Raw genomic sequence first — 11,729 nt, forward strand, 5'->3', positions numbered from 1 at the left:
GGAACCCGGTTCGGGCCGGCTCTGGGCCGGCGTGATGTTGACCGGGCCAATGTCCAGCGGAATGCGGCAAAAAACGGGCGCGATACCGTCGGTGATGGGGAGGGGGACGGAAGCTGCGGCGTTCGGCTTACGCACTGCTCGTCATCCCCGGCCGAGCGCAGCGCGAAGGGGATCCAGGGGTTGCAGGGCGAAACGCCATCCGCGCCCGTCATCCGCACCGTCCGGTTGGACGTGTCCGCTCCGGGTATCCCCTTCCCTCGGCCTGCGGCCTCGCCGGGGGTGACGGACCGGAGGCCTGAGCGCGAGGGTGAGGCGAGCAAAGGCGCCGACCGGATCGGCGGGCCCGTCACACCGCCGGCAGGCGCAGCACGGCGCGCAAGCCGCCGAGGGGAGCGGCGTCGAGGCGCAGGCTCCCCTCGTAGAGGCCGGCGAGCTCGGCGACGATGGACAGGCCAAGGCCCGAGCCGGGCTTGGTCTCGTCGAGCCGGCGGCCGCGAAGGCCGACCGCCTCGCGCTCCTCGGGGGTGAGGCCGGGGCCGTCGTCGTCCACGATGACGCAGAAGAAGGCGCGATCGGCCGAGGTCGGGCTCTGCTCGCGCTCGGCGGAAACCACCACGCGGCCGGCGGCCCATTTGCAGGCGTTGTCGACGAGGTTGCCGACCATCTCCTCGAGGTCGTTGCGCTCGCCGCGGAACATCACCTCCTGCGGCACCGCCGCGGTGACGTCGAGGTCGCGGTCGCGGTGGACCTTCTGGAGGGTGCGGGCGAGGCTGTCGACGACCTCGGCGACCGGCACCACGGTGGTGGCGACGCGCGCCCGCGCCGCGGCGCGCGCCCGGTCGAGATGGTGGTTGACCTGGTCGCGCATCACCCGCGTCTGTTCGGCGACCTTGAGCGCAAGCGCGTCGTCGCGGCCCGACGCCTCGTTCTGGATGACGGAAAGCGGCGTCTTCAACGCATGGGCGAGATTGCCGACATGGGTACGCGAGCGCTCGACGATCTCGCGGTTCGAGTCGATCAGCGCGTTCACCTCGCGCGCCAGCGGCCCGATCTCGACGGGAAAGTCGCCCTCCAGGTGCTCCTGCTCGCCGGCGCGGATGGCGGTGAGCCCGCCCACCAGCCGCTGCAGCGGCGCGAGGCCCACGCGCACCTGCAGCAGCGCCGAGACGCCCATGCCGACGGCGAGCATCAGGAGCGTCGCCACCAGGATCAGGTTGAAGCCGCGGACGGTCGAGAGGATGTCGTCGGCGGGGCCGGCGACGACGATGGTGAAGTCGCCGTCCTCGCCAAGCTCGACGATGCGCTCGACGGCGCGCAGGCGCACCCCGTTCGGCGCCTCGATATAGCCCTCGCGCGAGCGCGTCGGCCCGTCGGCGGCGGCCTCCGGGCCGAGGGTCGCGAGGCGACCGTCGAAGAGCGAGCGCGAGGCGCGCACCTCGTTGCGGCCGGCGTCGGTGCGCACGATCTGCCAGTACCAGCCGGACTGCGGCAGCTCGAACAGCGGCTCGCCGAGATTGGCCCCGACGACGATGGTGGGGTCGTCCACCGCGCCGGCGATGTCGGCGATGAGGAGCTTCACATAGACCTGGATGCGGCGGTCGAAGCCGCGCTCCACGGCGGTGCGGTTGACCGCCGCGAGCACGATGCCGGTGACCGTCAGCAGCACGACCGCGAAGGTGAGGGCGAGCAGGAAGAGGCGCCGCGCCAGCGACGGCGCGCGGGGCGCGGCGGCCACGTCAGGGGCTCGCGGCGGGCTGCGTCGGCGGCTGGAGGATGTAGCCGAGGCCCCTCACCGTCTGGATGACCTCGACGCCGAGCTTCTTGCGCAGGCGCCCGATGAAGACCTCGATGGTGTTGGAATCACGGTCGAAATCCTGGTCGTAGATGTGCTCGACCAGTTCGGTCCGGGAGACCACCTTGCCCTGCTGGTGCATGAGATAGGCGAGCAGGCGGTATTCGTGGGAGGTCAGCTTGACCGGATTGCCGTCCACCGTGACGCGGCCGGCGCGGGCGTCGAGGCGCACCGGGCCGCAATTGAAGTCATTGGTGGCCTGGCCGGCGACACGGCGCAGCAGGGCGCGCAGCCGGGCCAGCACCTCCTCCATGTGGAAGGGCTTGGCGACATAGTCGTCGGCGCCGGCGTCGAAGCCCTGCACCTTGTCGGACCAGCGATCGCGGGCGGTGAGAATCAGCACGGGCATGGTGCGGCCGGAGCGGCGCCACTGCTCGAGCACGGAGATGCCGTCCATCTTGGGAAGGCCGATGTCGAGGACCACGGCGTCGTAGGGCTCGCTGTCGCCGAGATAGTAACCCTCCTCGCCGTCGAAGGCCCTGTCGACGACATAGCCGGCATCGGTCAAAGCGGTGGTGATCTGCCGGTTGAGATCCGGATCGTCCTCGACGACGAGCAGGCGCAAGGGAAGGTCTCCTGAGGTCTGGCCGAAAAGCTAGCGCACCTGGACGATCTGGCCGTTCGTCGCGTCGATGCGCACGCGCATGACCTTGCCATGCCGGGCGACCACTGTCAGCAGGTAGACGAGCTGGTTGCCAGCCCGGCAGAGCCGCGCATTGATGACCTCGCCGCGGTGCTCTGCCCTCAGCGCGCGCTGCGCCTGTGCCAGCGGAATGGCCTGCCCGTCGGTGATGGCGGCGCGCCGCTCGGCCGGCGACAGGCACGACATCTGCGCGAGCGCCGGCCCGGCGCAGACCGCCAGGGCGAAAGCGAGCGCAGATGTGCGGGCGAGGGTCATGGGGGATCGTGGCCGGAATGAAGGCGTCACGCTAGTGGCGCGGGCTGAACCCCGGATGAATGGCTGTTCAGATCCGCGTGAGCGCGTCACCGTGTCAGTTTCGTGCTGGCCAGCACCCGGAAGACGATGGCGCCCGCGAAGCTGACGCCGGTGGCGGCCTGGAGCAGCGCCTCGGTGAGCGCGCCCTGGTCGATGAGCTGGGTCTCGACGCCGAAGACCGAGGCGACGAGGCAGGCGAGGCCGACGAGGCTCGACCAGACGGTGCGGCTGGCGAGGATCGGCTTGAGGGTCGAGAGGTCGGACATGGTCTTGCTCCTTTGCACGGGACGGGGACGCCGGCTCAGAGGACGAGAACGGCGTCGAGGGCATGGCCCGGCCCGGCAACCGCCGAGACCTGGGCGATGGAGAGGCGCAGGGCCGCCTGCGGCGCGCCGAAGTCGGCAGCCTCATCGGCGGCGGGATAGAGATGGGCCGGTGCGGCGGTCTCCACGCTGCGCAGCGGCGCGCCGTCGGCGGCGCGGATGGTGAGGAGGTAGCGCTCGGCCGCCTCGCCGAGGCCGACCTCCGCCACGTCCCAGCCGTCGCCACCGAGGCGGGTGCGGCGGATCCATGAGATGCGGATCCCCTCCGCCTCGCGCCGCGCCCGGACGTGGACCGGCGCGAAGGGGGTGAGCGCCGTCATGTCGGCGGTCGCCTCTACCTCCGCCACGGCGGGATCGGCAGCGAGCAGCACGGACGAACCGATCCGGTAGCGGAAGGGCCGCCCCACGAGGTCGAGGCCGCTGCCGAGCGGAACGAGCGGGCCATCGAGCATGACGACGCTCGCCCCCGGCGGCACGGGGCCGGTGAGATGCTCCGTGCCACGCTGGCCGCGGATGAGTTGCGACAGCGCATAGGTGCGGGCCGCCAGCAGAACCGCGTCGCGGAACTGCAGCACCTCCCAGCCGCCGTCGGGATGGGCGAGCGCCAGTGCATTGGCGCCGCCCAGCACCGCCGCCTCCGGCTGGCCGGCCAGCGCGCCGCCGACGAGCTCGACCGTCAGCGACGCGCCGCGGTCCCACAGCCATGGGCGACCCGCGCCGAGGGGGGTGAGCGTGCGGCCCATCAGCGAGGGCCGCTCCAGCGTGCCGATCGCTTCGTCACCGAGCCCCTCGCCGCCACGCCAGACCGTAAAGGGTCCGCGCCAGGGGTCGGCGGCGGCGGCACACCAGGCGAGCGGCACGGGTTCGGCTTCGGAAAGCGGCGGCAAGGCGAGGATGGCGACCGCGGGCCTGCCCGTGCCGGCCGGGCCGCCATAGGCGCGCCGGTCGGGCCGCGGGCGTCGCGCCCGGACCTGTGGGGCGAGGCTCTCGGCCTCGGCGCGGCGCATCAGCCCGCCCTCCAGGGCGGCGAGGCGGAACGCCGCCGGGCCCTCCGCCCCGGCGACCGTCACGGCATCCCCGGGCTCGAGGCGCAGCGCCGAGGGCGGCAGGGCGAACACCGCCTTGTCGCGCGCGGCCCAGAGCCGGTGCAGCAACCCATCCCCCCGCAAGGTCATCTCGCCGGGATCGGCGGCGGCCGACAGCGAGAGGCCGGAGACGCGGCTCCCGCCGCCGGCGATGCGGCGGCTGGTGACGGCGGTGGCGCGGAAGTCGGCATCGGTCTCGGCGAAGGCAATGGAGAGCTCCGCCGGCAGGTCGGCCGTCTCACCGCGCGTCACCGAGAGCGGATGGCGCTCGTCCTCGTCGACGAGACCGTCGGTCGACAGGCTCGCCACCGGCGGGGCGGGGCGGCCGAGGAGCGTGAGCCCGTCGCCGCGTTCCACCGCCTCGACGCCGAAGGCGCGGGCGAGGCTCTCCAGCGCGTCGCGGGCGCTCATCGGCCGGTCGATGGAGAAGCCGTCGAGGACGCCCTCGACCGTGCCGGCGTCGACCGCTGAGACCCCGTACTCCGCCATCACGGCCTGCATCAGATCGCCGACCGGCGCCGAGCCGAGGCGGCCGTTGAGCCAGTGGCCGGTCTCCCAGTTGGCACCGTCCGCCCACACGTCCGTGGCGCGGGGAAAGGCCGGCCAGGGCCGGGCGTCGAAGGCCCAGAGCGCGATGCGGGCCGGGTCGACCATCGGCCCGCCATAGACCGGCGAGACGGGGTTCGCCTCTGCCGCGCCGCCGAAGGCGGGATCGAGCCGTGACAGCACCGCCTCCAGCGCCCGGCGCTGGATCAGGTCGTCGCGGTCGCCCGAGGAGAAGGGGGGCAGGCCGCTCTCGCTCGACTTGGGATCAGGGAAGACCGAGGGGCGGTTGGCGCCGCGGTCGACGGCGGGGAAGCCGAGTTCGGTGAGCCAGATCGGCTTCGACCGCGGCATCCAGGCGGTCGCCGCCGTCTCGACGCCGCCGACGCGCGGCCGGTGCTCCTCAGACCACCAGGAGACGAGGTCCTTCTGGCGGTGGACCCAGAGCTTGCCGAGACCGTCGGTGATCGGGGTTCGCAAGCCCGCGGCACGGTCGAGATCGGAGGCGTAATACCAGTCGAAGCCCTCGCCGGCCGCGAAACCTTCCGCCAGCGCCTCCGTGTCATAGGGCGAGCCGGGGCTGTCGTCGCGCCGGTCGGCGAGTGGTGCGTACCAGTCGATGCCGACGGCGCCGATCTCCGCATGGGCCCAAAGCGGGTCCAGGGGGAAGTCGAGGTCGGCGCCGCGGGCCTGGCCGCCATATTCGGTCCAGTCGGCGGCATAGGAGAGGATCGCGTCGGGAAGAAGCGCCCGCACCTGCCCCGCGAGATCCGCGAGCCCGTCGACGAAGGGATGGCCGGCGGCGCCGCGCACCCGCGTCAGCCCGACCATCTCGGAGCCGACGAGGAAGGCATCGACGCCGCCTGCGGCCTGCGCGAGGGCGGCCAGATGCAGGACGAAGCGGCGGTAGCGCCACTCCTCCGGGCCGGCATAGGTGACCACGTCACCCGCCACCGTGAAATCCGAGGCCGCGGCCGTGCCGAGGAAGCCCGCGATCTCGTCCGCCGCGGCGGCGCTGCCGTCGGGCGATCCGGGCCGCCCCGGCGCCGGGCTGCAGGTGATGCGGCCCCGCCAGGGATGGGGCGGCTGGCCGCTCGCGCCGCTCCAGGGGTCGGGCCGGTCGTTGTCCGCCGGCACGTCCATCATCACGAAGGGGATGAGCGTCACCTTCAGGCCGCGCGCCTTGAGGTCGCGGATGGCGCGGATGACCGTGGCGTCGGACGGGGAGCCGCCATAGGCGGGCCTGCCGTCCACCTCGCTGACGAGCCGGGCGGTGGCGCGGGTCTCGCCCGCCGCCTCCCAGACGAGGCCCGCCACCTCCTTCTCGCGCCGCTCCACGGCGGGGCGGATGGTGCACTGACCAGCCCGGAGATCGTCGCCGAACCAGGCGACCACCAGAGAGACGCTCGTGAGGTTCGGGCAGAGCGCCTGCGCTTCCTCCATCGCCACGCTGAAGTCCGACCCGTCGCGGGTGGTGTGGCGCGTCTCCGGCGCCGAGCGACCGAGGCCGAAATCGCGGCTGTGGACGGCAGGCTCGTAACCGAACTCGGTGGCGCCGGGGATGACCACGAGGGCGCGTATCATCTCTTCCAGCCGGCCAACGGGCCTCACCACCTCGCAGGTGATCTGCGGGATGCGGCTGCCGAAATCGTCCAGCGGCAGGTTCTCGAAGACGACATAGGCGAGGCCGCGATAGGCCGGCGTGTCGCCGGCCCCCTCCTTGGCGACGATCAGCGGATCGGCCGGCTGGTCCTCGGTGCCGCGGTGGACGCGGATGGTGAGGCCGGCCTGGTCGAGCTCCTTGCCGTCGGCCCAGATGCGGCCCACGCCGGCGATCGGCCCCTCGCAGAGCCCGACGGCGAGATTGGCGGTGTAGCTGTAGCTGCGCCCGCGCGGGCTCCCCTTGCCGCCGCCGGAGGCCTGTTCGGTGAGCTTCGTCGCCCAGATCACCTGGCCGGCGATGCGCATGCGGCCATAGACGCGCGGGATCGGGGCGCCCTCGGTGGAGGAGAGGACGTCGAGGTCCTTCAGCCGCGGCCCGTCGGGCGGACGGGCGCCGAACAGCGCCCGGTCGATCACCGCGCCCGCCAGCGCCCCGGCGAGGCGGCCGGCGACCACCCCCGCGGCGCCGAAGCTCCCGCCGAGCGCCGCGCCGGCGAGGGAGAGGACGAGGGCGGCCATCAGGGCGTCTCCGGGTCGAGATGGGGATAAGCGAAGGCGTGGGCGAGGCGGCGGCGCCACCAGGGCGCGAAGGCGACTTCGGCCACCGCGGCGCCGTCGTGGGCGTGGATCAGCGTCGCCGGGCCGGTGAGGATGGCGCAGTGCTTGGCGGGAAAGCCCTCGCGCCAGCGGAAGAGGACGACGTCGCCGGGCAGCGCCTCCCGCGGATCGAGCTCCACGAGGTGGCGGCGCGCCGCCTCGGCCAGGGTCTCGCGGCCGTGGGCCTCGGCCCAGTCGGGCGTATAGGGCGGCACGAAGACCGGCTCCGGGCCGATCACCTGCCGCCAGACGCCGCGGACGAGGCCGAGGCAGTCGCAGCCGATCCCCTGGAGCGAGGCCTGGTGGCGGTAGGGCGTGCCGCGCCACGAACGGGCGGCGGCGACGATGGCGGCGCGTGTCGGCATGGGGGATCCGGATGGGTTCAGGCGGCGGGGATGCGGGGGTGCGAGAGGACCCTCGCCTCTGCCCTTTGACCGCGTTTGTGCGGGCGCAGGCGTCGCCGCTTCACCTCTCCCCGGCGGGGAGAGGTCGCCGAGCGTGTGCGAGGCGGGTGAGGGGGAGAGTACTTTATGGAGGGCGATAGCCCCCTCACCCGGCCTTCGGCCGACCTCTCCCCGCCGGGGAGAGGTGAAACGGCGCCTGCCCGGCAAGGGGGAGAATCGGCCGAGGCGTCGGCTGACGCCGACCGGACAACGGGGCGGCGGCAGACCGATGGGGCTAGCGCCCCGCCACCGACCCGTCGTGTCCGCCTTCCCCCGGCAGCGCCACCGAGAGAATGCGGTCGATGCCGGGCATGTGCGGGAAGCCACGGAAGTTCGCGGCATTGGCGAAGCGGTCGCGACAGGTGGCAAAGGCCTTGTCGCAGCCGATGGTCACGAGGACCGCGTCGCCCGTCGCCAGGGGGTCCGGCGATGTCTGCCAGAGCGTCAGCTTCACCCCGTCCGTGACCGGCGTCGCGGCGGCGATCTCGACGGTGAAGCCCGCCGCGAGCCCGCTCTCGACAGTAAGGCGGCCGCCGACCAGGTCGTCCCCGGCGAGGCTTGCGAGACCCGCCACGATCGGCGCGCCGTCCACCAGCGCCATGACGGTCCCCGCGGCGCGCCGGCCGGAACCCGCGAGATCGACGCCGCAGCGGGCGTCACCGAGATCGGCGCCGCAGCGCGGGGTGAAGAGCCGGCCGCGCTCGACGTCCAGCCCGGCGGAGAGCGAGCGCAGCTCTGCCCGGAAGGCCGGCCCCTCGCGGGTGACGGCGCCGAGCGTCATCCCGCGCGGCAGCACCGAGAGCGCGGGATCGGTCCAGTCGACCAGGTGGACCTCGACCCTGGCGCCGTCGTAGCGGCCGGCGCGGATGTCGGCGGCCGCGATCGCCTCGTCCACCAGCGCACCGGCGATCTCGGCGGTTCCGGCTGCGAAGCCGAGCTTCTCGGCGGCGGCGGTGGCGTCGAAGCCGCTTGCCGCGCGGCAGGTGACGCCGGCGACGACGAGATCGCGGTCATGGTCGGTGAAGCCGAGCACGGCGCCGTCGGCGCGGCGGACGATCCAGCAGGTGGCGAGCGTGGTGCAGCCGCCGTCGAGACGGGCCTGCAGGGCGGGAGGAATGGCGCGCATGGTTCACACCCTGATCTCGACCAGCGGGATCGAGGGGATTTCCCCCGCCGCGAAGGAGGTGAGGTTGACGTCGAGCCGGTCGGTATCGAAGCGCACGGGCACGTCGAAGAGGAAGCCGGCCGTCACCGCCGCGCCGTCGGGAGGGGGGGTCGCAAGCGTCACCGTCCCTGTCGTCGCGTCGAGCGTGAAGTCCACCGTCTCGATGCCCGCCACCGCCATCCGCACCGAGCCGGCCACCGGCTTGGCGACGGGCCTGACATAGGCGCCGGGGCCGAGGCCGTAGGTCTTGGCGAGCGTGAAGACCGAGGTCTCGCCGTCGCCCGTGCCGATCGGCTGATCGGTGGGCGACGGCGCCGCGCCAGGCTGGGAGGAGGCGTGGTCCAGCCGGTCGCGGAAGCGGAAACCGTGGAGACGGCCACGCCGCTCCTCGAAGAAGGCGACGACCGCCTGCAGCCCGGCGAGACTCTTCACCCCGTAGCCGGCATCGTAGCGGCGGCGCGAATGGGCCCAGCGGGCGTTGCGCTCCTCGCGCCCCGAGCCGAGCAGCACGACGTCGGTGCGCCGCTCCGGGCCGCCTGAGGCGCCGAGCGCCACGTCGAGCGGAAAGGTCACCTCGTGAAAGGCCTGCATCGCGGGTCTCCGCTTGATCCTGAACAAGGCCGGCGGCGTGGCGCCGGGCGATGGTGCGGCCATCCCAACAGGAGACCCGAAGCGTGAGCCACACCCCGCACGAACTCGCCGCCGAATTCCCCGAGAAGGCGGCGCTGATCTCGAAGCTGAAGCAGTCCGACGCCCATTTCGCCCGGCTCGCCGAGCGCTACCATCAGGTCAACCGCGAGATTCACCGCATCGACTCCCAGGTGGCGCCGGCCTCCGACGACACGGCGGAGGAGCTGAAGAAGGAGCGCCTGCACCTGCTCGACGAGATCGTCGCGCTGATGGAGAAGGCCGCCTGACGGCCTCTCACAGGCCGCGCCGCCCGCGCGCCACGGCGCGGGCGAGCATGGCGGTCACCTCGGCCTCGGAGCGGCGGAAGCTCGCCGCGTCCGTGGCCGTGACGTTGATGACGACGGCGGGCCGCCCGCCGCCGCCGCCACCTGCGGCGACGCCGAGCCGCCCGTCCGCTGTTCGGGCGAGCGGCATGACCGCCTCGGCGCCGCTCTCCCCCATCAGGCCGGTGCGTCCGCCGGGCAGCGGAAAGTAGGTCGGCGCCGCGATGACGCCGCCGCGCGCCATGGGCACGAGGCCGGAGAGCGCGCCCGCTTCCGCCTGGACGCCCGCGCCGAGGCCGCGAAAGCCCATCATCAGATCCTGGAACGAGGTGAAAAGCCCGTCGGCGACGGGCCGGATCGCCGCGCGCAGCGCCATGGCGGAGAGCTGCTGGCCGAGGGTGGAGATCACCGAGCCCAGGTCCTGGCCCTTCACCACGGCATTGGCGAAGGCGCGGCTCATCGATGTGCCGAAGCCGCGCGCCAGCTTGTCGGCCTCGCCGATCTCGCGGCGGAAGGCGGAGGTGTCGGCGGTGATCTCGACGGAGAGGGTGTCGACGGCGGTCATGGATGGGTCCTCAGTCGGGATAGGCCTTCATCAGGCGGTCGAGGGTCGGGCGGTCCGCGGCGCCACCCGAGCGCCCGAACCGGCCCTCGATGGCGGCGGCGAGTTCGCGCGGCGTCGCCCGCCAGAACGTGTCCGGCGGCCAGCCGAGCCGGCCGAGGGCGAGGCGCATCACGTCGTCCCAAGGGAAGGGCTCGGCGGCGCGGCGAAAGGGCCGGCGGACGATCCCGCCTGCCTCCCCTCCCCGTCGAAGGCCGCCGTATCAGCCCCACCGCCGAAGGTTGCGGCGAGCAGGTCGGAGACGATGCGGGCATAGCCGGCGGCACCGCCGGTCACGGCGAGGGCCGCCACCTCGCGGTCGCTGACGGTCTCGCCCGCACCGCGCAGGCCGGCGCCGATGACCGCGACGAGGTCGCGCGCCGCCAGCCGCCCGGAGCCGAAGCGCTCGGCGAGTTCGACGAGGTCGCCGGCCTCGAAATGCGCCTCGAGATCGGCCAGGGCGCCGAGGGTGAGGACCAGTCGGCGGCGGGTGCCGCCGAGCTCGGCCTCGATCTCGCCGCGTCGGACGTTGGGCATGGGGCTCTCCTCGCGAAAAGGGCGTCAGGCGGCGGCGAAGGCGAGCGGGCCGGCGCTCTCCAGCGCCATGTCCCAGGTCACCTCGCCGTTGTGGTTGCCGGCGAATTCGAGGGCCGTGATCTGGAAGGCGCCCTCGACGGTGCCGAAGTCGGGCAGGATCACCTGGAAATCGCGGATCGCGCCGTCGAAGAAGACCTGGCGCATCAGCGCGTCCGAGGCCTCGTCGCGGAAGATGCCGGAGCCGGAGACGGCGGCGCGCTTGATGCCGGCGCCGCCGAGCAGTTCGCGCCAGCGGCCGGCACTCTCGGCGTGGGTGACGTCGACGGTCTCGGCGTTGAAGCGCAGCTGGCGCGAGCGCAGGCCGGCGACGGTGACGAAGCCGTCGCCGTCGGCGATCTTGACGAGCAGGTCCTTACCCTTCTGGGCGGCCATGGGGGTCTCCTTGTGGGGTTGATCGGGGGTGGCGGGGAGAGCCTCGCTGCGAGCGGTGAGCCGTGATGAGCGAGGCGCGGACCGGGTTGCAGGCCGCCCCTTCACCTCTCCCCGGCGGGGAGAGGTGATCGCTACAGCTCCGCGGCCCTCACGCCGGCTCGGTCACGGCCCGGAACCGCACCACGCCGTGGAAGGTGCGGCCATCGTCTTCGCGGCGGATGTCGGCCGTGGCGAAGCGCAGGTTGACCAGGCGCTGGCCCACGGGCTCGATCGGCACCTGCTCGAGGGCGGCGATGATCTCGCCCGCCACCACCTGAGCCTCGGTCTGGCCGCCCTGCCGCGACCAGACATGCAGGGTCAGTGCATGTTCGTGGCCGGAGGAGGAGCCGGTCGACCAGTCGGTGACGCGGGCCTCGCCGAGCGTCACATAGGGAAAGGCGGCGTCGCGCGGCGGCTCGTCCCAGATCTTCGGCCCGCCGAGGACCTCGACCAGGGGCGCATGGCCAACGAGGCCGTCGCGCAGCGCCCGGCGGAGCGCGAGAGAGGCGGGCGCCATCACGCGCCTCCCGCCCTGACGCGATCGGCGGCCGGGCCCATCC

The 11,729-nt window shown here is 73.3% G+C and carries 13 protein-coding genes and 1 pseudogene; 1 reads left to right on the forward strand and 13 read right to left on the reverse strand.

The annotated features are described in order from the left end of the window. Window positions 1–346: 346 nt before the first annotated feature. The 8 genes from ACT6XY_RS08790 to ACT6XY_RS08825 all read right to left on the reverse strand — a co-directional run bounded on the left by ACT6XY_RS08790 (window position 347) and on the right by ACT6XY_RS08825 (window position 9,198). The gene (locus ACT6XY_RS08790) at window positions 347–1,735 is read right to left on the reverse strand and encodes an ATP-binding protein (protein WP_444747957.1); all 1,389 of its coding nucleotides are present in this window, start codon (window positions 1,733–1,735) and stop codon (window positions 347–349) included. Window position 1,736: 1 nt separating this feature from the next. Beyond that, complete coding sequence (locus tag ACT6XY_RS08795; RefSeq protein ID WP_106747407.1) at window positions 1,737–2,417, reverse strand: response regulator transcription factor; 681 nt, start codon at window positions 2,415–2,417, stop codon at window positions 1,737–1,739. Between the two features lie 30 nt (window positions 2,418–2,447). Then, window positions 2,448–2,750: a PepSY domain-containing protein gene (locus tag ACT6XY_RS08800; RefSeq protein ID WP_444747958.1), complete on the reverse strand. Its 303-nt coding sequence runs from the start codon at window positions 2,748–2,750 to the stop codon at window positions 2,448–2,450. Between the two features lie 86 nt (window positions 2,751–2,836). Then, complete coding sequence (locus ACT6XY_RS08805) at window positions 2,837–3,055, reverse strand: hypothetical protein (protein ID WP_444747959.1); 219 nt, start codon at window positions 3,053–3,055, stop codon at window positions 2,837–2,839. A 35-nt stretch (window positions 3,056–3,090) separates the two neighbouring features. Further along, window positions 3,091–6,921, reverse strand: coding sequence for a baseplate multidomain protein megatron (locus ACT6XY_RS08810; RefSeq protein WP_444747960.1), 3,831 nt, complete (start codon window positions 6,919–6,921; stop codon window positions 3,091–3,093). Continuing rightward, window positions 6,921–7,364, reverse strand: a complete 444-nt coding sequence (locus ACT6XY_RS08815) for a DUF6950 family protein (protein WP_444747961.1) — start codon at window positions 7,362–7,364, stop codon at window positions 6,921–6,923. Before ACT6XY_RS08815 ends, ACT6XY_RS08810 begins: the two co-directional genes overlap by 1 nt. Before the next feature lie 313 nt (window positions 7,365–7,677). Next, entirely contained in the window at window positions 7,678–8,568 is an 891-nt protein-coding gene (locus ACT6XY_RS08820; protein WP_444747962.1) for a DUF2163 domain-containing protein, read from the reverse strand. Window positions 8,569–8,571: 3 nt separating this feature from the next. Continuing rightward, the gene (locus tag ACT6XY_RS08825) at window positions 8,572–9,198 is read right to left on the reverse strand and encodes a phage distal tail protein, Rcc01695 family (RefSeq protein WP_444747963.1); all 627 of its coding nucleotides are present in this window, start codon (window positions 9,196–9,198) and stop codon (window positions 8,572–8,574) included. A gap of 83 nt (window positions 9,199–9,281) precedes the next feature. On the opposite strand from ACT6XY_RS08825, the gene ACT6XY_RS08830 reads away from it, so the two are divergent. Beyond that, on the forward strand, window positions 9,282–9,524 hold the full coding sequence (locus ACT6XY_RS08830) for a YdcH family protein (RefSeq protein ID WP_444747964.1): 243 nt from the start codon (window positions 9,282–9,284) through the stop codon (window positions 9,522–9,524). Window positions 9,525–9,531: 7 nt separating this feature from the next. Here ACT6XY_RS08830 and ACT6XY_RS08835 read toward each other — a convergent pair whose 3' ends face one another. From ACT6XY_RS08835 to ACT6XY_RS08855, 5 genes and pseudogenes are all read right to left on the reverse strand, one after another. Next, complete coding sequence (locus tag ACT6XY_RS08835; protein ID WP_444747965.1) at window positions 9,532–10,125, reverse strand: phage tail tape measure protein; 594 nt, start codon at window positions 10,123–10,125, stop codon at window positions 9,532–9,534. A 10-nt stretch (window positions 10,126–10,135) separates the two neighbouring features. Then, window positions 10,136–10,294: a phage tail assembly chaperone gene (locus ACT6XY_RS08840; protein ID WP_444747966.1), complete on the reverse strand. Its 159-nt coding sequence runs from the start codon at window positions 10,292–10,294 to the stop codon at window positions 10,136–10,138. A gap of 95 nt (window positions 10,295–10,389) precedes the next feature. Beyond that, a pseudogene (locus ACT6XY_RS08845) lies at window positions 10,390–10,698 on the reverse strand (gene transfer agent family protein); the annotation flags it as partial. Window positions 10,699–10,722: 24 nt separating this feature from the next. After that, window positions 10,723–11,130: a phage major tail protein, TP901-1 family gene (locus ACT6XY_RS08850; protein WP_444747967.1), complete on the reverse strand. Its 408-nt coding sequence runs from the start codon at window positions 11,128–11,130 to the stop codon at window positions 10,723–10,725. 148 nt (window positions 11,131–11,278) lie between these two features. Continuing rightward, on the reverse strand, window positions 11,279–11,686 hold the full coding sequence (locus tag ACT6XY_RS08855; protein ID WP_444747968.1) for a DUF3168 domain-containing protein: 408 nt from the start codon (window positions 11,684–11,686) through the stop codon (window positions 11,279–11,281). Window positions 11,687–11,729 lie beyond the last annotated feature (43 nt).

The organism is Phreatobacter sp. (assembly GCF_052440005.1).
GTDB lineage: Bacteria > Pseudomonadota > Alphaproteobacteria > Rhizobiales > Phreatobacteraceae > Phreatobacter.